18 protein-coding genes are annotated in these 21,636 nt (G+C 71.9%); 8 read left to right on the top strand and 10 right to left on the bottom strand.

Annotation, left to right across the window (positions count from 1 at the left end; genetic code table 11):
- Window positions 1-22: 22 nt before the first annotated feature.
- Complete coding sequence (locus AC1MEY_RS08285) at window positions 23-1,354, top strand: hypothetical protein (RefSeq protein WP_480230193.1); 1,332 nt, start codon at window positions 23-25, stop codon at window positions 1,352-1,354.
- On the opposite strand, the gene nadC is transcribed toward AC1MEY_RS08285, so the two are convergent.
- From nadC to nadA, 3 genes are read right to left on the bottom strand one after another with little or no spacing between them, the layout of a single operon-like run.
- The gene (gene nadC, locus AC1MEY_RS08280) at window positions 1,351-2,208 is read right to left on the bottom strand and encodes a carboxylating nicotinate-nucleotide diphosphorylase (RefSeq protein WP_480230192.1); all 858 of its coding nucleotides are present in this window, start codon (window positions 2,206-2,208) and stop codon (window positions 1,351-1,353) included. The two genes, AC1MEY_RS08285 and nadC, sit on opposite strands and share 4 nt — an antisense overlap.
- Window positions 2,205-3,806: an L-aspartate oxidase gene (locus tag AC1MEY_RS08275; protein ID WP_480230191.1), complete on the bottom strand. Its 1,602-nt coding sequence runs from the start codon at window positions 3,804-3,806 to the stop codon at window positions 2,205-2,207. The genes nadC and AC1MEY_RS08275 overlap by 4 nt, the downstream gene beginning before the upstream one ends.
- A complete protein-coding gene (nadA, locus tag AC1MEY_RS08270) occupies window positions 3,803-4,852 on the bottom strand; it encodes a quinolinate synthase NadA (RefSeq protein ID WP_480230190.1) in 1,050 nt (349 codons plus the stop codon). Before nadA ends, AC1MEY_RS08275 begins: the two co-directional genes overlap by 4 nt.
- A gap of 46 nt (window positions 4,853-4,898) precedes the next feature.
- On the opposite strand from nadA, the gene AC1MEY_RS08265 reads away from it, so the two are divergent.
- Both AC1MEY_RS08265 and AC1MEY_RS08260 read left to right on the top strand, forming a co-directional pair.
- Window positions 4,899-5,603 carry an NUDIX hydrolase gene (locus AC1MEY_RS08265; RefSeq protein ID WP_480230189.1) on the top strand — a complete coding sequence of 235 codons (705 nt, stop codon included), beginning with the start codon at window positions 4,899-4,901 and terminating at the stop codon, window positions 5,601-5,603.
- Window positions 5,604-5,652: 49 nt separating this feature from the next.
- On the top strand, window positions 5,653-7,005 hold the full coding sequence (locus AC1MEY_RS08260; protein WP_480230188.1) for a lipase family protein: 1,353 nt from the start codon (window positions 5,653-5,655) through the stop codon (window positions 7,003-7,005).
- Here the strand turns inward: AC1MEY_RS08260 and AC1MEY_RS08255 are convergent.
- From AC1MEY_RS08255 to bioB, 3 genes are all read right to left on the bottom strand, one after another.
- Entirely contained in the window at window positions 6,941-7,606 is a 666-nt protein-coding gene (locus AC1MEY_RS08255; protein WP_480230187.1) for a DUF2567 domain-containing protein, read from the bottom strand. The genes AC1MEY_RS08260 and AC1MEY_RS08255 overlap by 65 nt on opposite strands.
- A complete protein-coding gene (bsaP, locus tag AC1MEY_RS08250) occupies window positions 7,603-7,737 on the bottom strand; it encodes a biotin synthase auxiliary protein BsaP (protein ID WP_480231363.1) in 135 nt (44 codons plus the stop codon). Before bsaP ends, AC1MEY_RS08255 begins: the two co-directional genes overlap by 4 nt.
- Window positions 7,738-7,808: 71 nt before the next feature.
- Window positions 7,809-8,828 (bottom strand): biotin synthase BioB, encoded by a 1,020-nt coding sequence (bioB, locus tag AC1MEY_RS08245; protein ID WP_480231362.1) that lies wholly within the window; start codon window positions 8,826-8,828, stop codon window positions 7,809-7,811.
- Between the two features lie 50 nt (window positions 8,829-8,878).
- Here bioB and AC1MEY_RS08240 point away from each other — a divergent pair, with 50 nt between their 5' ends.
- On the top strand, window positions 8,879-9,511 hold the full coding sequence (locus tag AC1MEY_RS08240) for a TetR family transcriptional regulator (protein WP_480230186.1): 633 nt from the start codon (window positions 8,879-8,881) through the stop codon (window positions 9,509-9,511).
- On the opposite strand, the gene AC1MEY_RS08235 is transcribed toward AC1MEY_RS08240, so the two are convergent.
- The 4 genes from AC1MEY_RS08235 to AC1MEY_RS08220 form a co-directional block, all read right to left on the bottom strand.
- Window positions 9,461-9,982 carry a 2'-5' RNA ligase family protein gene (locus AC1MEY_RS08235; RefSeq protein ID WP_480230185.1) on the bottom strand — a complete coding sequence of 174 codons (522 nt, stop codon included), beginning with the start codon at window positions 9,980-9,982 and terminating at the stop codon, window positions 9,461-9,463. The genes AC1MEY_RS08240 and AC1MEY_RS08235 overlap by 51 nt on opposite strands.
- Window positions 9,982-10,671, bottom strand: coding sequence for a dethiobiotin synthase (bioD, locus tag AC1MEY_RS08230; protein ID WP_480230184.1), 690 nt, complete (start codon window positions 10,669-10,671; stop codon window positions 9,982-9,984). Before bioD ends, AC1MEY_RS08235 begins: the two co-directional genes overlap by 1 nt.
- Window positions 10,668-11,813, bottom strand: a complete 1,146-nt coding sequence (locus AC1MEY_RS08225) for an 8-amino-7-oxononanoate synthase (protein ID WP_480231361.1) — start codon at window positions 11,811-11,813, stop codon at window positions 10,668-10,670. Before AC1MEY_RS08225 ends, bioD begins: the two co-directional genes overlap by 4 nt.
- 66 nt (window positions 11,814-11,879) lie before the next feature.
- The gene (locus AC1MEY_RS08220) at window positions 11,880-13,172 is read right to left on the bottom strand and encodes an adenosylmethionine--8-amino-7-oxononanoate transaminase (RefSeq protein ID WP_480230183.1); all 1,293 of its coding nucleotides are present in this window, start codon (window positions 13,170-13,172) and stop codon (window positions 11,880-11,882) included.
- Window positions 13,173-13,252: 80 nt separating this feature from the next.
- Here AC1MEY_RS08220 and AC1MEY_RS08215 point away from each other — a divergent pair, with 80 nt between their 5' ends.
- The 4 genes from AC1MEY_RS08215 to treZ are packed head-to-tail and all read left to right on the top strand — an operon-like array spanning window position 13,253 to window position 21,620.
- Window positions 13,253-15,430 (top strand): acyltransferase family protein, encoded by a 2,178-nt coding sequence (locus AC1MEY_RS08215; RefSeq protein WP_480230182.1) that lies wholly within the window; start codon window positions 13,253-13,255, stop codon window positions 15,428-15,430.
- Window positions 15,431-15,433: 3 nt separating this feature from the next.
- Entirely contained in the window at window positions 15,434-17,563 is a 2,130-nt protein-coding gene (gene glgX, locus AC1MEY_RS08210) for a glycogen debranching protein GlgX (RefSeq protein ID WP_480230181.1), read from the top strand.
- A 5-nt stretch (window positions 17,564-17,568) separates the two neighbouring features.
- Window positions 17,569-19,890: a malto-oligosyltrehalose synthase gene (gene treY / locus AC1MEY_RS08205; RefSeq protein ID WP_480230180.1), complete on the top strand. Its 2,322-nt coding sequence runs from the start codon at window positions 17,569-17,571 to the stop codon at window positions 19,888-19,890.
- The gene (gene treZ, locus AC1MEY_RS08200) at window positions 19,887-21,620 is read left to right on the top strand and encodes a malto-oligosyltrehalose trehalohydrolase (RefSeq protein ID WP_480230179.1); all 1,734 of its coding nucleotides are present in this window, start codon (window positions 19,887-19,889) and stop codon (window positions 21,618-21,620) included. The genes treY and treZ overlap by 4 nt, the downstream gene beginning before the upstream one ends.
- The last annotated feature ends 16 nt before the right edge of the window (window positions 21,621-21,636 follow it).

Below are 21,636 nucleotides of genomic sequence, written 5' to 3'. Positions count from 1 at the left end.
CCGACGCACGGGAGAGCACCGGATGTCCTTGGGGACGAGTACCGCCAGCCGATCCACGATCTTCACCGCCGCACTGGCCGTCGGGGTGATCACGGCCGTCGGCAGCTCCGCCCCCGGTGGCGTCCGACCCGCTCCGGAACCCACTACAGCCGCGGCGTACGCACCCGCCCTCACTGCACTGGCCACGCCGACCGGCCTGCTGGAGGCGAGCCTCGTCGGGCCCGCCGCCGCTGCCGCGTCGACGACTACGACCGCCGGCACCGCCGTCCCCGGCGCGGACGCCACCGGCGCGGTCTCCGGCGGCGGGGCCGCACCGGCCCGCACCGGCTTCGTCGCGATCCCCGCACTGCGCACGGCGGCTCCGTCCGCGCCGACGGGCGGCGGCCCGGCAGACAATGGCCGGTCGGCCCTGGCGCCGTCGGCGACGCTGGCGACCACCCCGTCGCTGTTCCTCGCGCCCGGCGCACCGACGTCCGCGATCCCCGCCCCCGCGCTCGGCGACGTCGTCGGCGCGATGTTCAAGATCTTCGTCAGCAACGGCGGGCCGGGTGAGAACGGCGGCCTGCTGATCGGCAACGGCGGCGACGGTCTGCCCGGCCAGAACGGCGGCAACGGCGGACTCCTGCTCGGCAACGGCGGCAACGGCGGGTTCGGCACGCGCGGCGGCAACGGCGGCGACGGCGGCAACGCCGGACTGTTCGGCAACGGCGGCACCGGCGGAACCGGATCGATCATCGCCGTCGGCTTCGGCAACGCGTCCGGAGGCGACGGCGGCCGCGGCGGCAACGGCGGCATGGTGGCGGGCACCGGCGGCGCAGGCGGTGCGGGCGGCGTCGCGTACACGGTCGCCGGCAACGCCACCGGAGGCGACGGCGGCGCGGGCGGCAGCGGCGGCGGATTCTCCGGCGACGGCGGGTCCGGCGGCGAGGGTGGCCAGGCTCAGGGCACCGGCACGGCCACCGGCGGCGCCGGCGGTAACGGCGGGTCGGCGGGCACCGTCGGAGACGGCGGCGCGGGCGGCGCGGGCGGGGCGGCCACCGCACCGACCGACGCTACGGGTGGCACCCCGGGCACGGGCGGCCGGGGCGGCACCACAGCCGGCACCCGCGGACCCGACGGCGCTCCCGGCACCTCGGAGACCACCTCCACCTCCACCTCCACCGCCGCCACCTCCGCCCGGTCCACCGCCACGACGGGATCGGCAGCAACGGCGTCGGGCGTCACGGCGAAGTCGGGCACCGAGACAGCCGGCACCGCGAAGTCGGGCACCGCGAAGTCGGGCACCGCGGAGTCGGGCTCCGAGAAGTCGGGTTCGTCGACGTCGGGTTCGTCGACGTCGGGCGCCGCGGACTAGACGTCGAGCCCGACGTCGAGCACCCGCACGGAGTGGGTGAGCGCGCCGACGGCGAGGTAGTCGACGCCGGTGCCCGCGTACTCGGCGGCCGACTCGAGCGACAACCCTCCGGAGGACTCGAGCAGGGTGCCGGGCGCCCGGGAGTCGCGGCGCTGCACGGCGATCTGGGTCTGCCACACCGGGAAGTTGTCCAGCAGGATCAGTTCGACGTCCTCGCCGAGGATCTGGTCGAGCTGTTCGAGTGAGTCGACCTCGACCTCGCACGGCAGGTCGGGGGCGATCGTGCGGACGGCCTTCAGCGCCTCGAGCACGCCGCCCGCTGCCGCCACGTGGTTGTCCTTGATCAGCGCGGCGTCGCCCAGACCCATCCGGTGGTTGACCCCGCCGCCGACCCGCACGGCGTACTTCTGCAGGATTCGCAACCCCGGCAGGGTCTTTCGCGTGTCGCGGATCGCGGCGCGCGTACCCGCGACGGCGTCCACCCAGTGCGCGGTGGCCGTGGCGATGCCGCTGAGGTGGCAGACCAGGTTGAGCATGGTGCGTTCGGCGGTGAGCAGTCCGCGGGTCGGCGCCTCGACGCGCAGCAGCGCCGCGCCGGCGTCGAGCCGAGTGCCGTCCTCCACCTGGTCGAGCACCCGGTAACCGCCGGCGCCCAGGACCTCGTCGAGCACCATCAGCGCCACCTCGACGCCGGCGGCGACCCCGGGTTCCCGGGTGACCATCGCGGCGATCGTCGTGGCGTCGGCGGCGACGGTCGCCTCGGTCGTCACGTCGGGGCCGTAGCGCAGGTCCTCGGCGAGGGCCCGCCCGATGGCGGCGGCCGCCTCCGCGCGTTCGGCATCGGAGAGCCTCATGCACACACCTCCACGGGTCGATCGGTGGTCCGGCCGACCGTCGTACGCCCCTGCTCGTCGCGGACGAGCGTGCTCGACGCCTGTCCGGGATCGGTCGAGGGGTGGTCGGACCGGTGGTGACATCCCCTGCTCTCCGTACGGTCGATCGCGGCTGCGGCGACGGCCCGCGCGGCCGCCGTCAGAGCGGCGTCCTCGAGGTCGGCGCGACCACGCAGTGGTCGCGGCGTCGCGGTGTCGAGCAGGCCGGTCAGTCGGCGCAGACCGTCGGCGTCGCGCACCACGCCCGCGTCGCGGGACATCGCCTGCTGCAGGTCGCCGCGGGGCAGCGTCAGCCGTGGTTCGACGCTCGGCGCAACCACCGGCGTCGGCCCCGCCGCGACCGCGTGGCTCGCCGCGGCGCGACCGGCCCGCCCGCCGACCACCAAACCCTCGAGGAGGCTGTTGGACGCGAGCCGGTTGGCGCCGTGCATGCCGGTGCGTGCGACCTCGCCGGCGGCGAACAGGCCGGCCAGTTCGGTACGGCCCGACACGTCCGTGACCACGCCACCGCAGCTGTAGTGGGCGCCCGGCACCACGGGGATGGGCCGCACCGCGGGATCGATGCCCGCCGCGAGGCACGCGGCGGTCACCGTCGGGAAGCGCGCCGCGACGTCGACGACCGCGCGGGCGTCGAGGTAGACGCAGGCGTCGCCGGTGTCGGCGAGCCGCGCCTCGATCGCCGCGGCGACGACGTCGCGCGGGGCGAGGTCGCCCATGGGGTGCACGCCCGCGGTGACCGACCGGCCGCGCGCGTCGATCAGGCGCGCGCCCTCGCCGCGCAGCGCCTCGGTGATCAGCGGGCGCCGGCCCGCCGCGTTGCCGTCGAACAGCATGGTCGGGTGGAACTGCACGAACTCGAGATCGCTGACCGCAACCCCGGCCCACAGCGCGAGCGCCACGCCGTCGGCGGTGGAGCCGTCCGGATTGGTGGTGGCCGAGTACAGGTGGCCGAGCCCGCCGGTGGCCAGGATGACCGAGGGGGCGTGCACGACGCCGAGCCCGTCGCCGTCGTGCACCAGGACGCCGGTCACGGCGTCCGCGGTCCGGAGCACCTGCAGCGCAACGTGATTGCGTCGCACGTCGAGCAGATCGGCGGCGCGGTCGAGGGCCCGCTGCACCTCGGCGCCCGTGGCGTCGCCGCCGGCGTGCACGATCCGGCGGCGGGAGTGGCCGCCCTCGCGGGTGAGCGACCACCGGCCGGGTTCCGATTCGTCGAACCGCGCGCCGTCACCCACCAGGTCGGCGATGGCGCCGTATCCGTCGGCGACGATCGACGTCACCGCCGCCGGGTCGCACAGCCCGCCGCCAGCGGCGAGGGTGTCGGCGACGTGCGCCTCCACCGAGTCGTCACCGTCGGGGAGGACGACCGCGATGCCACCCTGGGCGTAGAACGTGGCCGTCGCCCCGGTGGTCTCGGGCGCCTTGCTCAGCACCACGACGCGTGCGCCCGAGCGCTGCGCCGCCAGCGCGGCGGCGAGGCCCGCGACACCCGTGCCGATCACGACGACGTCGGCGCGCTGCTGCCACCGGTCGCGCCCGCCGCAGGAGGTGGCGGTCATTCTCCGCCGCCGGGCTGCCCGATCTCGATCATCCGCTGCACGCTGGCCCGCGCCAGTCGCGCGGTCTCGACGTCGACGTGGACCTCGTCGGCGCCCTCGATGAGGCACCGCAGCAGCGCCGCGGGCGTGATCATCTTCATGTAGCCGCACGACGCGCGGTCGTTGACCGCGAGGAACTCGACGTCCGGTGCGGCACGGCGCAACTGGTGCAACATGCCGACCTCGGTGGCCACCAGCACCTGGCGGGCGGTGGTCTGCCTCGCGGCGTCGAGCATGCCGCCCGTGGACAGGATCTTCACGCGGTCGTCGGGCACGGCGCCCTCACCCGCGAGGTACAGCGCCGAGGTGGCGCAGCCGCACTCGGGGTGCACGAACAGTTCCGCGTCGGGGTGGCTGCGCGCCTGCGCGGCGAGTTCGTCGCCGTTGATGCCGGCGTGTACGTGGCACTCGCCCGCCCAGACGTGCAGGTTGGTGCGGCCGGTGATCCGGCGTACGTGTGCGCCGAGGAACTGGTCCGGGCAGAACAGCACGTCGCGGTCGGCGGGGATGGACGCGACCACCTCGACCGCGTTCGACGAGGTGCAGCAGACGTCGGTCAGCGCCTTCACCGCGGCGGTGGTGTTCACGTAGGACACCACGACGGCGTCGGGGTACTCCGCCTTCCAGGCGCGCAGGTCGTCGGCGGTGATCGAGTCGGCCAGCGAGCAGCCGGCGCGCTGATCGGGGATCAGCACGGTCTTCTCGGGGCTGAGGATCTTCGCGGTCTCGGCCATGAAGTGGACGCCGCAGAACACGATGGTGTCCTCGGGTGCCTCGGCGGCGACGCGGGACAGCGCCAGCGAGTCGCCCACGTGGTCGGCGATGTCCTGGATGGCGGGCAGCTGGTAGTTGTGCGCCAGCAACGTCGCGCCGCGCAGGTCGGCGAGCCTGCGGATCTCGGCGGCCCACTCCTCGTCGGCGACGACGCCGCCGTAGCCACCCGGGCCGTCGGTGATCCGTGCGGCCCATCCGCCGCCTGACTCCGCCGTGCGGTCCAACACCGTCATGGCCGTCTCCTTTGACTCGGGAGGTTTTCGACTTATGATCGAAAACATGCCTCATCGTAGCACCTCCCACGAAGTGCTGGCCGTCGTGTTTCAGGTCCGCCACCTCGACACCCGCACCCCCCGACTCAGCGTGCTGCTGTGGGAACGCGCCATGGATCCGCAGCGGGGTGCATGGTCGCTTCCCGGCGGTCAACTCCGCGACGACGAGGACATGACCAGCTCCGTGCGCCGACAGCTGGCCGAGAAGGTCGACCTCCGCGAGCTGGCCCACCTGGAGCAACTCGCGGTGTTCAGCCAGCCGGATCGGGTGCCGGACAGCGTGTTCGGCGGCCGCGCCATCGCCTCGACGTTCCTGGGACTGGTGCCCTCCCCCGCCGAGCCGGCGCTCCCGCCCGACACCCGGTGGCATCCGGTCGACGCACTGCCGCCGATGGCGTTCGACCACCAGACGATGGTCACCAACGCCCACGCGCGCCTCAACGCCAAGCTCTCCTACACCAACATCGGCTTCGCGCTCGCGCCCCGGGAGTTCGCGCTGTCGACCCTGCGCGACGTCTACGGCGCCGCGCTCGGATACCTGGTCGACGCGACCAATCTGCAGCGCGTCCTGGTGCGCCGCGGCGTCATCACGCCCACCGGAACCACCGCGAAGTCGGGCCGCAGCGGCGGGCGGCCCGCGGCCATGTACCGCTTCATCGAGTCCCGCTACCGGGTCACCGACGAGTTCGCCGCACTGCGGCCACCGAGCTGAAACGCCGACCCTGCTTGGACCTAAGGGATCCGTAAGAGACAATGGCCGGATGGATTTTGGCAATGCGGCCGAGGCAACCGGCGCCGAGTGGATCGGCCAGGTCCCTCACCAGGAACTTCAGCCGCGCCAACGGCCACAGCTACCTGATCGCGATCCGTTCTACCTGCCCCCGGACGGCTTCGAGCACGCCCGTCCCGGCACGGTGCTGCGCTCGCGCGACGTGTCGCTGGCATTCATGGGTCTGGTACCGCAGAAGCTGAGCGCCACGCAGCTGCTGTATCGGACCGTCGACATGAACGGGCTCCCCGATACGACCGTCACCACGGTGATCGTGCCCACGGAGCGCGACAGCGTGCGGCCGTGTCCGATCGTGTCCTACCAGTGCGCGATCGACGCCATCTCCGGCCGGTGCTTCCCCTCGTACGCCCTGCGCCGGGGCGCCAAGGCCGTCGGCGCGCTGGCACAGTTCGAGTTCCTGCTCATCTCCGCGGCGCTCGCCGAGGGCTGGGCGGTCTCGGTGCCCGACCACGAGGGCTCCGACGGCATCTGGGGCGCACCGCGCGAACCGGGCTACCACATCCTCGACGGCCTGCGTGCCGCCCTGAACTTCGAGCCCCTCAACCTGTCGGACGAGGCGCCGGTCGGCCTGTGGGGCTACTCCGGCGGCGGCCTCGCCACCGCGTGGGCCGCGGAGACCTACGGCGAGTACGCGCCGGAACTCAACGTCGTCGGCGCCGTCCTGGGATCCCCCGTGGCCGACCTGGGCAGCGCGTACAAGCGCCTCAACGGCAGCCTCTTCTCCGGACTGCCCGCGATGGTGGTCGCCGCGCTCACCCACGTCTATCCGGAACTCGACCGCGTGATCGACCAGCACGCGACGCCCGACGGCAAGAAGATGCTGGCGCGCGTCCACCGGATGACCACCGCGCACGCCGTGCTCTGGCTGATCCGCAAGGACATGGACGACCTCGTCGACCGGCCGCTTCAGGAGATCCTCGACACGCCCGAGGTGCAGCACGTCTTCGACAGCATCAAGCTCGGCACCAACACGCCCACGCCGCCGGTGCTGATCGTGCAGGCCGTGCACGACAAGATCGTCTCGGTCGACGACATCGACCGGCTGAGCGATACCTACGAGCGCGGCGGCGCGCACGTGACCTACCACCGCGACATGTTCAGCGAGCACATGCTGCTGCACCCGCTGTCCGCGCCGATGGCGCTGCGGTGGCTGCGCGACCGCATCAACGACCGGCCGCTCTCGGAGAACCGTCTGCGCACGCAGTGGCCGACCATGCTGAACCCGTCCACCTACCGCGGCATGCTGCGGCTCGGCCTGATCAGCGCGAAGGTGATCCTGGGTCGGAAGGTGGAGCGCCGGCCGCTGTCGGTGCTGGACCGCTAGGCGCGGCCACACCGAGGTCGTCGCGCACCGTCGACAGCGCGAACAGCGCGTAGACCAGTGCCGCCACCCCGGCGGGGAAGACGATCGTGAGGGCGATCTCCAGCGGGGCGTGCCCGAAGAACACCGCGGGCGCCTCGGTGACGTAGTACACCCGACGCTCCGGGGTGACCGGCGCCGACGCGATGTCGAGCGCGCCGTAGCGCCAGAGTGCCAGTGCCGCACCGACTCCCGCGGCGGCTCCGGCGGCGGTCATCGAGCCGATCGACAGGGCGACCACGGCCAGCGGGCCGCGGTGCTCCTGCCCCCGCCACGCCCACACCGCACCGGCCAGTGCCACCACCGACACCAGGCCGACGAGCAGGAACGCTCCGAGGAACAGGTGGTCGGCGCCGTCGCCGACGTAGCCGTGCACGCGCTCGCCCGAGCGGTTGAGTCCGATCGCCGCCGAGATCGGCGGGGCCAGCCCCGCCCACGCGGCGCCGGCGACCGCACCCGCGAGGGTCAGCGCCAGCACGGTTCGCACGGCCGCGCGGCCGTGCGAGGTGCCGGACGTGGCGGGCGGTGCCGACGGGACGACCACCGGTTCGGCGGCGTGGGTCATCGCTTCTCCAGATCCTTGGAGTCCACGGCACCGTGCCGCGAGCACCGTGCCGACCAGCCGTCCGGCCGGACCTGCACGATCATCCGGCGTGCGCACTCGGCGCAGTACCGCGGGGGTTCCAGACCGAGCATCGCCGCGGCCGGCGTGTCGCCGCCCTCGGGCTCGCCGGTGTAGACGTTGTACCTCTGCGCCGTCACGGATGTCACAGCGTGGCGTTGAGGGCCTTGATCGGCATCTGCAGATCCTCGAGGAGTTCGAGGTCCGCCTCGGCGGGGCGGCCGAGCGTCGTCAGGTAGTTGCCGACGATGACGGCGTTGATGCCGCCGAGGATGCCCTGCTTGGCGCCGAGGTCACCGAGGGTGATCTCGCGGCCGCCCGCGAAGCGCAGCATGGTGCGCGGCAGCGCGAGGCGGAAGGCCGCGACGGCCTTGAGCGCCTCCGACGCGGGCAGCACCTCAAGGTCGCCGAACGGCGTGCCCGGGCGCGGGTTGAGGAAGTTCAGCGGCACCTCGTGCGGGTTGAGTTCGGCGAGGTTCGCGGCGAACTCCGCCCGCTGCTCGAGGGTCTCGCCCATGCCGAGGATGCCGCCGCAGCAGACTTCCATGCCGGCCTCGCGGACCATTTCGAGGGTGCCCCAGCGCTCCTCCCAGGAGTGCGTGGTGACGACGTTCGGGAAGTGCGACCGCGCCGTCTCCAGGTTGTGGTTGTAGCGGTGGACGCCCATCGCCACGAGCCGGTCGACCTGCTCCTGGGTGAGCATGCCCAGCGAGCACGCGATCTGGATGTCGACCTCGTTGCGGATCGCCTCGATGCCCGCGGCCACCTGTGCCAGCAGCCGCTCGTCGGGTCCGCGGACGGCAGCGACGATGCAGAACTCGGTGGCACCCGACTTCGCGGTCTGCTTGGCGGCCTCGACCAGGTTGGGGATGTCGAGCCAGGCGCTGCGCACCGGCGACGCGAACAGACCCGACTGCGAGCAGAAGTGGCAGTCCTCGGGGCAGCCGCCGGTCTTGAGGCTGATGATGCCCTCGACCTCGACCTCGGGTCCGCACCACTTCATCCGGACGTCGTGCGCGAGTGCCAGCAGTTCCTCGAGGTGGTCGTCGGCGAGTTGGAGCACCTCGAGCACCTGCTCCTGACCGAGGCCCTCACCCCGCTCGAGCACCTGCTCCCGCGCCATTCCCAGTACGTCCGTCGCCGCTCGCGTCACCCGGCACTCCATCTCTTCGTCCGTCGCCAACATCCCACCTGAACGGTGTTTAGGATACAGGCGTGGAACCGCACCGCCGCTACGGCCGGTCCGAAGTCGTGGACCGTGCTGCGCACCTGCTCGACGAGTACGGCATCGCCGACCTGACGATGCGCCGGCTGGCCCGGGAACTGGGCCTCACGCCCGGCGCCCTCTACTGGCACTTCGCCGACAAGCAGGAACTCCTCGGCGCCGTCGCCGACCGCATCCTCGAGCCGGCCGACCGCCCGGTGGCCGACGCCGCCTGGGACCGTCGCATCCTCGGGATCGGCGCCGCACTGCGCGACGCGCTGCTGTCCTCCACCGACGGTGCGGAACTGGTGTCCGCGACGTTCGCCTCCGGCCGGTCGCAGGCGCTCGTCCGGATCGTCGCGCGGCTGGTCGAGGCCGCGGCCGACGCGGGCTTCGAGACCGTCAACGCCGAGCAGGCCGCACGCACCGTCGTCTACTACGTGCTGGGCTTCACCGCCGACGAGCAGTCCCGCCTGCAGTGGGACGCGGCGGGCGCGCTGAGCGAGTCGCAGTCGGTGTGGGCGTCGAATGCCAACGGCCGCTTTGCGTTCGGGCTGGGCCTGCTGGTCGACGGGATGTCGGCGCAGCGGGGCTCAGGGCCCCAGGACGGTGTCGACGCGAGCGTCACCATCCCAACGACGTAACCGGTCGAAGACGCCCACCAGGTCGTCGCGGCCCAGGACGGCCAGCGCGGCGGGCAGATCCGACGGCGCGAGCCGCCGACACAGCGTCACGTGCGGCGTCCACCGGCCGGGCACCGAGTGCGGGAACGGCCCCGGCGTCAGGTGCGGTGCGCACGCCACCGAGACGCGGTCCTGGAATCCGAGCAGCGCCGCCGACGGCACCACCAGCCGGGCCAGCGTCAGACTGCGCCCACCGAACACCACCGGTGCGCCGAGGCGGCACCCGAGCGGCAGCTCCCCGACGACCTCGCGCAGCAGCGGGTCGACGTCGGGCGAGATGTGATCGGACACCGCGACCGTGACGTGGGGCCGGTTGGACGGCGATCGGTAGTTGGCCTGGCTCGGCAGTCCGGCGTCGGCCAGCGCGGTCCACTCGAGGCGGACCGCCGCATCGGTGGCGTCGTCGACGAGCAGTTCGAGCGAGTGGGCCACTAGAGCAGACTCCGCACCCAACCGGGTTCGAACACCGACGCGCTGAGGTCGGCGAACGCCGCGGGGTCCAGCGCGCCCGCGCCCTCGGGCAGCACCGCGCGCACCGGCGCGATCGTGGCCAGCGCCGTGCGGTTGGACTCCTCGGCCGGTCCGGGCCTGGCCGGGAACGACCCCACCACCACGCCGGCGCAGCGCACGCCGGTGCGGACGAGTGCCTCGACGGTCAGTGCGGTGTGGTTCAGCGTCCCGAGCCCGGCGGCCGCCACCACGACGACCGGGGCCCCCGCGTCCGCGGCGACGTCGCGCAGCGTCACCCCGTCCGCGCCGATCTCGACCAGGACGCCGCCGGCGCCCTCGACGATCACCAGGCGTCCCGGCTCGTCGGCGGCCGAGATCGACTCGCGCAGTTGGGTGCGCGTCGGCAGCGGAGTGCCCGCCAGTTCGGCGGCGGCGACCGGCGCCAGCGGCTTCGGATACCGCCAGCCGCGCACCAGCGTGTCGATGCCGGCCAGGCGGGCCACCTCGGCAAGGTCGTCGTCACCCTCGGTCAGCGTGGGGCCCGATCCGGTCTGCACCGGCTTGCACACGGTCACGGGGATGCCGGCCAGCCGCGCATGGCAGGCCAGTGCGGCGGTGGCGACGGTCTTGCCGACGCCGGTGTCGGTGCCGGTGACGACGACGACGCTCACCGGCGTGCGCCCGCGAGGACCTCGCCGAGCACGCGACCGGCCAGCGCCAGCTCATCGGCGTCCAGCGACGCCCGCGCGGTGAGCCGCAGCCGCGACGTGCCCACGGGCACCGTCGGCGGGCGGAAGCAGCCGACCCGGACGCCCCGATCCAGGCAGGCGGCGGCCGCGGCGAACGCGACGTCCGGCTCACCGAGGATCACCGACACCACCGCCGACCCCGGCACGTCCGGTACGCCACACGCCTCGGCGAGTGCGGCCGCGTGGCGCAGGACGGCGTCGGCGCGGCCCGGTTCGGCCCGCAGCACCGTCAGCGCCGCCCATGCCGCGCCCACGGCGGCGGGCGCCAGGCCGGTGTCGAAGATGAACGGCCGGGCGGTGTCGATCAGGTGGGCGCGGACCGCGGCGGGTCCGAGCACCACGCCGCCCTGGCTGCCGAGCGCCTTGGACAGCGTGGTCGTCATCACGACGTCGGGCGCACCCGCCAGACCCACCTCGTGCAGCAGACCCCGGCCGCCGCTCCCCCGGACGCCGAGACCGTGCGCTTCGTCGACGATCAGGAGCGCGCCGTGGCGCCGGCAGACGTCGTGCACGTCGCGCAGCGGTGCCATCGCCCCGTCGGCGCTGAACACCGAGTCGGTCAGCACGACGGCACGTTCCTCGGTCCGTGCGCCGAGCGCGGCGTCGATTGCGCCGACGTCGCGGTGCGGGGTCACCACCACCCGGGACCGCGACAGCCGGCAGGCGTCGACCAGGGACGCGTGGGTGTGGGCGTCGGACACCACGACCGCACCGGGCCCCGAGAGTGCAACCACCGCACCGAGATTCGCGGTGTATCCGGACGAGAACACCAGTGCCGACTCGGCGCCGACGAAGTCCGCCAGATCCTCCTCGAAGCCCTCGTGCAGTTCGGTGTTGCCCGTCACCAGACGCGAGCCGGTGGCGCCGGCGCCCCACGTGCGCAGCGCCTCGACGCCGCCCTCGAGCACGGCGGGATGGGTCGACAGTCCGAGGTAGTCGTTGGAGGCGAGGTCCAGGTCGACCCCGACGGGCGGCCGGGTGCGCAGCGACCGCCGCAGGCCCGCGGCGCGGCGTCGGACCTCGACGTCCTCGAGCCAGGCGAGCGGGGACGGCGCCGCCGACACGGCGTGCGACGGATGTGGGCGCGTCACCTGGTGCTCCTCCGGCCGAGACCTCTACCTGAACACCGTTCAGGTTAGTGCACGGGCGACCGCCACCATCCCGGCCCCGATCGTGGCCACCTCGTCCGGCGTGCAGACGAACGGCGGCATCGCGTACACCAGGTTCCGGAACGGACGCAGCCACAGCCCGTGGTCCAGCGCCGCTGCGGTCGCGACGCGCATGTCCACGGGCCGGGCCATCTCGACGACGCCGATGGCCCCGAGCACCCGCACGTCGGCCACGTTCGGCAACGCGCCCGCCGGGGCCAGCCCCTCGCGCAGCCCCGACTCGATGTCGCGCACCCGGGACTGCCAGTCCTGGCCGATCAGCAGCTCCACCGACGCCACCGACACCGCGCACGCCAGTGCGTTCGCCATGAACGTCGGACCGTGCATGAGCGCCCCGGCCGCGCTGGTGCTGATGGTCTCTGCGACCTCGCCGGTGCACAGCGTCGCGGCCAGCGTCAGGTAGCCGCCCGTCAGCGCCTTGCCCACGCACATGACGTCGGGCGTCACCCCGGCCAGGTCCGCGGCGAACAGGGCGCCGGTCCGGCCGAACCCCGTGGCGATCTCGTCGAAGATCAGCAGCACGTCGTGGCTCGAGCACGCCGCCCGCAGATCGGCCAGGTACCGCGGGTCGTGGAAGCGCATGCCGCCGGCGCCCTGCACGACGGGCTCGACGATCACCGCGGCGACGTCGTCGGCCCGGTCGGCGAGCTGCCGGGCGAACGCGCGGGCGTACTCCGGGTCGTACTCCGAGGGCACCTGGGGGGCGAACACCTGCGGCGCCAGCACGCCCGCCCACAGCGAGTGCATGCCGCCGTCCGGATCGCACACGCTCATCGGCGTGAACGTGTCGCCGTGGTAGCCACCCCGCCACGTCATCAGCCGGTGGCGTCCCGGCCGGCCGCGGGCGATCTGGTACTGCAGTGCCATCTTGGCGGCGACCTCGACCGCCACCGACCCCGAGTCGCTGAAGAAGACGGTGTCCAGGCCCGCCGGGGTGACCTCCACGAGCAGCTGCGCGAGCCGGGCCGCGGGCTCGTGGGTCAGCCCGCCGAACATCACGTGGTTCAGGGTCGCCAGCTGGTCGGTGATGGCGGCGTCGAGCACCGGGTGGCCGTGCCCGTGGATCGCCGTCCACCACGAACTCATCGCGTCGATGACCTCGACCGGGCCGCCGTCGCGCACGACCGTCACGCCCGTCCCCTTCGCGGCCACCGCGACCACGGGCGGCACCGCCTCGACGCCGATGGTGCTGTACGGATGCCACACGTGGGCGGCGTCGATCGCAGTGATCTGGGCGGGCGTCAACGCGGGCACGGGCTCATCCTTCTCCAGTCGTGGGCGGCGCTGTTCGAGATGAGCGCTCTCGTGCCCGCACGGTAGATTGTCCGACGACCATGCTGACCCTCGCCCCACCCCGGACGGCGCCGCGTACCGATTCCGGGTCCCCCGCCGCTGCCTCGATGGGCACCAGGGCGTCCGGGTTCTACCGTCACGATCTCGACGGCCTGCGCGGCATCGCCATCGCACTGGTCGCGGTGTTCCACGTGTGGTTCGGCCGGGTCTCCGGCGGCGTCGACGTCTTCCTCGCGCTGTCCGGCTTCTTCTTCGGCGGCAGACTGCTGCGCGCGGCCCTCACCCCGACCGCGTCCCTGGCGCCCCTCCCCGAGGTGCGTCGCCTGGTCCGCCGCCTGCTGCCCGCTCTCGTGGTGGTGCTCGCCGCGTCCGCGGTGCTGACGATCCTGGTGCAGCCCGAAACCCGGTGGGAGACGTTCGCCGACCAGAGCCTCGCGAGCCTCGGCTACTACCAGAACTGGGAACTGGCGAACACGGCCTCGGACTACCTGCGCGCCGGCGAGGCGGTCAGCCCGCTGCAGCACATCTGGTCGATGTCGGTGCAGGGCCAGTTCTACATCGCGTTCCTGGCGCTGGTCTTCGGTCTGGCCCTGCTGCTGCGTCGGCTCCTCGGCAGGCACCTGCGGATCGTGCTGATCGTCGTCCTGTCCGCGCTGACCATCGCCTCCTTCGTCTTCGCCATCGGCGCGCACCAGGCCGACCAGGCCACCGCGTACTACAACAGCTTCGCCCGCGCCTGGGAGCTGCTCCTGGGTGCGCTCGCGGGCGCACTGGTGCAGCACGTCCGGTGGCCGATGTGGCTGCGGACCATCGTCTCGGTGATCGCGCTGGCCGCGATCCTGTCGTGCGGCGCGTTCATCGACGGCGTCGCGGAGTTCCCCGGACCGTGGGCGCTGGTGCCGGTCGGGGCGACCATCCTGTTCATCCTCAGCGCCGCCAACCGCGCCGCCGATCCGCACCTCGCCGGCGCCGACGGCCGGATGCCGCTGCCCAATCGCCTCCTCGCCACCGCGCCGTTCGTCTCGCTCGGCGCCATGGCGTACTCGCTGTACCTCTGGCACTGGCCGCTGCTGATCTTCTGGCTCGCCTACAGCGGCCACACCCAGGCCAACCTGCTCGAGGGCGCGGTCGTCCTGCTGCTCTCCGGCGTGCTGGCGTGGCTGACCACACGCTTCGTCGAGGACCCGCTGCGGTTGCGCGCCTCCAGTGCGCAGAAGGTCAAGTCGGCCGTGCCGCTGCGCAGGAGGTTGCGCAGGCCCACCATCGTGCTCGGCTCGATCGTGACCCTGCTGGGCGTGGCCCTGACCGCGACGTCGTTCACCTGGCGCGAGCACATGACCATCCAGCGCGCCAACGGCAAGGAACTCTCCGGGCTGTCGTCGCGCGACTACCCCGGCGCACGGGCCCTGATCAACAACGCCAAGGTGCCCAAGCTGCCGATGCGACCGACGGTCCTCGAGGCCAAGGACGACCTGCCGCAGAGCACCACCGACGGGTGCATCGGCGACTTCGACGACGTCGACGTCATCAGCTGCGCCTACGGCGACGAGTCGGCGAGCCGCACCATCGCGCTGGCCGGCGGCTCGCACGCCGAACACTGGCTCACCGCGCTCGACCTGCTCGGCCGCAAGCACGGCTTCAAGATCGTCACCTACCTGAAGATGGGCTGTCCGCTGACCACCGAGGAGATGCCGCTCGTCATGGGCGACAACCGGAAGTACCCGGCGTGCCACGAGTGGAACGAGAAGGTGATGCCGCGGCTGATCGCCGACCACCCGGACTACGTGTTCACGACGTCGACCCGGCCGTGGAACGTCAAGGACGGCGACGTCATGCCCGGCTCGTACGTCGGCATCTGGCAGGCCCTGTCGGACGCCGGCATCCCGGTGCTCGCGATGCGCGACACACCGTGGAACGTCCGCGACGGCGACCCCTTCTTCCCGGCGGACTGCCTGGCCAAGGGCGGCGACGCCATCTCGTGCGGCATCAAGCGCTCCGAGGTACTGTCCGACCGCAACCCCACTCTGGATTACGTCGCGCAGTTCCCACTGCTGAAGCCGCTCGACATGAGTGACGCGGTGTGCCGTGAGGACCAGTGTCGAGCCGTGGAGGGAAACGTGTTGATCTATCACGACTCTCATCACTTCACCACCACGTACATGCGGACCATGACCCCCGAGCTGGGCCGTCAGATCGCCGCCATCACCGGCTGGTGGTGACGGGTGGTCTCCGCCATCTGGCCGGGCTCGGCCTACCCGCTGGGCGCCACCTACGACGGCGCGGGCACCAACTTCTCGGTGTTCTCCGAGGTCGCCGACCGCGTCGACCTGTGCCTGATCGCCCCCGACGGCACCGAGGAACGGGTCCCGTTCGACGAGTGTGACGGATTCGTCTGGCACTGCTACCTGCCGAGCGTCGCCCCCGGCCAGCGGTACGGCTTCCGCGTGCACGGGCCGTGGGATCCGGCCGCCGGACACCGGTGCGATCCCAGCAAGCTGCTGCTGGACCCGTACGGGAAGTCGTTCCACGGCGAGTTCGAGTTCACCCAGGCCCTGTTCTCCTACGACCTCGCCGCCGACGACCTCGCGACGGGCGGCACGCCGCCGGAGGTCGACTCGCTGGGCCACACCATGACCAGCGTCGTGATCAACCCGTACTTCAACTGGCAGTCCGACCGCGCCCCCAACACGCCGTACCACGAGACCGTCATCTACGAGGCGCACGTCAAGGGGATGACGCAGACCCACCCCGCGATCCCCGAGGAGCAGCGCGGCACCTACGCCGGCCTGGCGCACCCGGTGATCGTCGACCACCTCCGGGCGCTGAACGTCACGGCCATCGAGCTGATGCCGGTGCACCAGTTCCTGCACGATCACCGGCTGGTCGACCTCGGGCTGCGGAACTACTGGGGCTACAACACGTTCGGCTTCTTCGCGCCCCACCACCAGTACGCGTCCAACCAGAGCGCCGGCGGCGCGGTCGCCGAGTTCAAGACCATGGTCCGGTCGTTCCACGAGGCGGGCATCGAGGTGATCCTCGACGTGGTCTACAACCACACCGCCGAGGGCAACCACCTCGGGCCCACCATCAACTTCCGCGGGATCGACAACGCCGCCTACTACCGGCTGCTCGACGGCGACCCCAAGTACTACAAGGACTTCACCGGGACCGGCAACAGCCTCAACGTGCGCCACCCGCACACCCTGCAGCTGATCATGGACTCGCTGCGCTACTGGGTGCTCGAGATGCACGTCGACGGCTTCCGGTTCGACCTCGCCTCGACGCTGGCCCGCGAGTTCTACGACGTCGACCGGCTCTCCGCGTTCTTCGACCTGGTGCAACAGGACCCCGTCATCAGTCAGGTCAAGCTGATCGCCGAGCCCTGGGACCTCGGCGAGGGCGGCTATCAGGTCGGCAATTTTCCGGGTTTGTGGACCGAGTGGAATGGGAAGTATCGCGACACCGTTCGTGACTACTGGCGAGGAGAACCCGCATCCCTTGGCGAATTCGCATCTCGACTCACGGGGTCCTCGGACCTCTATGAGGCGACCGGCCGGCGCCCCAGCGCCAGCATCAACTTCGTCACCGCCCACGACGGTTTCACGCTGGCGGACCTGGTGTCCTACAACGAGAAGCACAACGAGGCCAACGGCGAGGACAACCGGGACGGCGAGAGCCACAACCGGTCGTGGAACTGCGGCGTCGAAGGCCCGACCGACGACCCGGAGATCCTCGCCCTGCGCGCCCGTCAGCAGCGCAACGTGATGGCCACCCTGCTGGTGAGCCAGGGCACGCCGATGATCAGCCACGGCGACGAGTTCGGGCGAACCCAGCACGGCAACAACAACGTGTACTGCCAGGACTCCGAGATCTCCTGGATGGACTGGTCGATGTGCGAGACCAACGCCGACCTCATGACGTTCTCGCGCCGCGTGACCACGCTGCGCAAGGAACACCCCGTGTTCCGGCGGCGCCGCTTCTTCGAGGGCAAACCGCTGGTACGCACCGACGACCAGATCCGCGACATCGCCTGGCTCACCCCGTCCGGCACGGAAATGACGTCGCGCGAATGGGATTCGGGCTTCAAGTTCGTGGCCATGTTCCTCAACGGCGACGCCATCCCCTCACCCGACGCACGCGGCGAACGCGTCGTCGACGACACCTTCCTGCTGTGCTTCAACGCGCACAGCAACCCCGTGGACTTCGTCGCACCCGACGCGGACTACGCGGCAGAATGGACCGGCGCCCTCGACACCGCCGACCCGACCGGAGCCACCGACCTGGTGCTCAAGGCCGGCGAGACGGCGTCCCTGCAGGGCCGGTCCGTCATCGTCCTACGAAAGACGGCTTAACGAACATGTCATCCCCCAGTGGCTCCGCTCCCGCCCGCCGGGTGCCATCCCCCATCCTCTCCACCTACCGCCTGCAGATGCGCGGCGACCAGTTCACCTTCGCCGACGCCCTCGACCTGCTCGACTACCTCGACGACCTCGGCGTCAGCCACCTGTACCTCTCCCCCATCCTGACCGCCGCGACGGGCTCGACGCACGGGTACGACGTCACCGATCCCACGACGGTCTCGGCGGAACTCGGTGGCCCGGAAGGCCTTTCGCGACTCGCCGACGCCGCCCACGCGCGCGGCATGGGCGTGATCGTCGACATCGTGCCCAACCACGTCGGCGTCGACGACCCCACCCAGAACGCCTGGTGGTGGGACCTGCTGACCCACGGCCGCGAGTCGGCGTACGCGTCGTTCTTCGACGTCGACTGGACCCTCGACCCGGACGGGCGGATCGTGCTGCCGGTGCTCGGGTCCGACGGCGACCTCGACGGACTCGAGGTGGACGGCGACGTGTTGCGCCTCGGCGACCGCACCTGGCCCATCGCGCCGGGCACCGGCTCGGGCACCGCCGCCGAGGTGTACGACCGGCAGCACTACCGGCTGATCGGCTGGAAGCACAACGTCTGCGGCTACCGCCGCTTCTTCTCCATCACCTCACTGGCGGGATTGCGCCAGGAGGATCGCGGCGTCTTCGACGCCACGCACACCGAGGTGAAGCGCTGGTTCGACGAGGGCATCGTCGACGGCATCCGCATCGACCACCCCGACGGCCTGTCGAACCCCACGCTGTACCTGCGGTGGCTGCGCGAACTGACCGGACCCGACGCGTGGATCGTCGTCGAGAAGATCCTCGCGGTCACCGAGCCGCTGGATCCGACGCTGCCCGTGCAGGGCACCACCGGGTACGACGCGCTGCGCGAGATCGGCGGCCTGTTCGTGGATCCGACCGGCCGCGACGCCCTCACCGAGCTGGTCGACACCGGCGACACCGACCACTCGGAGATGCCCGAGCAGGCCCGTGCGCTGAAGGTCAAGGCCGTCACCGACACGTTGAGCAGCGAGCTGGCCCGCCTGACCCGCGCCATCGTGGTCGCCGCGGGCGAGGACCACCCGGGCGTGCCCGCCGCGGTCGCAGAACTGCTCAGCCACGTGGGCGTGTACCGGTCGGACTACACGCCGCTGTCGACGGTCCTCTCGGTCGCCGCGGCCGAGAGCGTCGACGCCGCACCCGAACTCGCCGAGGCGCTGTCGATCGTGATCACGGCCGCCGAGACCAGCCCCGAGGTGTCGACCCGGCTCCAGCAGCTGTGCGGCGCGGCGACGGCCAAGTCCATGGAGGACTGCCTGTTCTACCGCGACGCCCGGCTGGTGTCGCTCAACGAGGTGGGTGGCGAACCGGAGTGGTTCGGCGTCTCCAAGGCGGAGTTCCACGATCGCACCGCGGTCCGCGCCCGCTCGTGGCCCGCCGCGATGACGACGCTCACCACCCACGACACCAAGCGCGGCGAGGACGTCCGGGCCCGCATCGGCGTCCTGTCGCAGGTGCCGTCGCTGTGGAGCGAACTGGTCGGGGGGTGGCTGGCCGCCACGCCGCCGCCGGACACCGGCACCGCACTGTTCCTGCTGCAGAACGTCTTCGGCGTCTGGCCCATCACCGGCCACGTCACCCAGGAGCTGCGGGAGCGGCTGCACGCCTACACCGAGAAGGCCATCCGGGAGGCCGCCACCCACACCACCTGGAACGATCCGGACGCCGACTTCGAGGACGCCGTGCACGGCTGGCTCGACGCGGTGCTGGACGGGCCCGTCGCCACCGAGCTGACGTCCCTGGTCGGCCGGCTGGACGTCTACGGTCGGAGTGATGCGCTCGGGCAGAAGCTGATCCACCTGACGGCCCCCGGTGTGCCCGACGTGTACCAGGGCACCGAACTGTGGGAGGACAGCCTCGTCGACCCCGACAACCGCAGGCCGGTCGACTACGCGATGCACCGGCAGGCGCTCAACACGCGCGACCACCAGAAGCTGCGCGTGACCGCCGCGGCCCTGCACCTGCGCCGCGAACGGCCCGACGTGTTCACCTCGGGCGACTACCGGCCGGTGCCCGCCGCGGGCGCCGCACGCGAACACGTCGTGGCGTTCCAGCGCGGCACCGAGGTCCTGGTGGCGGTCAGCAGGTGGACGGCCCGCCTCGCCGAACCCGGCTGGGGCGACACCGCACTGGACCTGCCGGACGGCACCTGGACCGAACGACTCACCGGCCGCAGCCTCCAGGGACGGGTGGCCGCCGCCGACCTGTTCGCCGAGCTGCCCGTCGCACTACTGGAGAAGGACGCGTGACCGACCACGAATTCGCCGTCTGGGCGCCCCGGCCCGACCTCGTCCGACTCGACGTGGACGGCACCGTCCACGACATGACGCGCTCCGACGACGGCTGGTGGCGCGCCACGGTCGACGTCTCCCCCGACGCGCGCTACGGCTTCCTGCTCGACGACGATCCGAAGGTCCTGCCCGACCCGCGCTCGCCGCGCCAGCCCGACGGCGTCCACGAGCGGTCCGCGCTCTGGGACGCGGGGCAGGCCACCTGGACTGACGGCGACTGGGCCGGACGGTCCATCGAGGGCGAGGTCATCTACGAACTCCACCTCGGCACGTTCACCCCCGAGGGCACCCTCGACGCCGCCATCGACCGGCTCGACCACCTGCTCGACCTCGGTGTCGGCGTCGTCGAACTGATGCCGGTCAACGCCTTCGGCGGAACGCACGGCTGGGGCTACGACGGCGTGCTCTGGTACGCCGTGCACGAGCAGTACGGCGGCCCGGACGCGCTGGTGCGGTTCGTCGACGCGTGCCACCGCAAGGGACTCGGCGTGCTGATCGACGCCGTGTTCAACCACCTCGGACCGTCCGGCAACTACCTGCCCATGTTCGGGCCCTACCTGTCGAGCGCCAGCAATCCGTGGGGCGAGGGCATCAACATCGCCGACGACGACTCCGACGAGGTCCGCCGCTACATCATCGACTGTGCGCTGCGGTGGATGCGCGACTTCCACGCCGACGGGCTGCGCCTGGACGCCGTGCACGCGCTGGTGGACACCACCGCGGTGCACATCCTCGAGGAACTCTCGACCGAGACCGACCGGCTGGCCGAGGACGTGGGCCGCCCGCTGTCGCTGATCGCCGAGAGCGACAAGAACGACCCCCGCCTCATCACACCGCGCGACCGCGGCGGCTACGGGATGACCGCGCAGTGGGACGACGACATCCACCACGCCATCCACACCGCCGTGTCGGGTGAACGGCAGGGCTACTACGGCGACTTCGGGTCGCTCGCGACGCTGGCCCAGACCCTGAAGAACGGGTACTTCCACGCGGGCACGTACTCGACGTTCCGGCACCGCCGCCACGGCAGGCCGCTGGACACCGCGACCATCCCCGCCACCCGGCTGCTCGCCTACACGACCACCCACGACCAGGTAGGCAACCGGGCGACCGGGGACCGGCCTTCGCAGAACCTCACCCCGGGGCAGCAGGCGGTCAAGGCCGCCCTGGTGCTCGGTTCCCCCTACACCGCCATGTTGTTCATGGGCGAGGAGTGGGGCTCGTCGAGCCCGTTCCAGTTCTTCAGCAGTCACCCGGAACCGGAACTGGCCCGGGCGACCGCCGAGGGCCGCAAGGCCGAGTTCGCCGCGCACGGCTGGGACGCCGACGAGATCCCGGACCCGCAGGATCCTCAGACGTTCCAGAACTCGAAGCTGAAGTGGGACGAGGTGGGCGACGCCGACCACGGCCGCCTGCTCGACGCCTACCGCCGGCTCATCGCACTGCGACGCGACGAACCCGACATGGCCGACCCATGGCTCGACGACCTGGGCGTCGACTTCGACGAGGACGCCCGCTGGATCGTCATGCGACGAGGCAGCCTGGCCATCGCGTGCAACCTCGGCGAGTCACCGGCCCGGGTGCCCGTCACCGGCGAGGTCGTGTGCGCGTGGGACGAGCCGGACGTGGCCGACGCGACCACGATCCCCGGGCACTCGTTCGCCGTGCTGCGCACCGCGTCGGCCTGACAGTCGAACCGGGCGG

The sequence above is a fragment of the Mycobacterium sp. PTI7 genome (assembly GCF_056679845.1).
The sequence above is the reverse complement of the archived record's forward strand: the minus strand, read 5'-3'. Positions and strand labels throughout refer to the sequence as shown.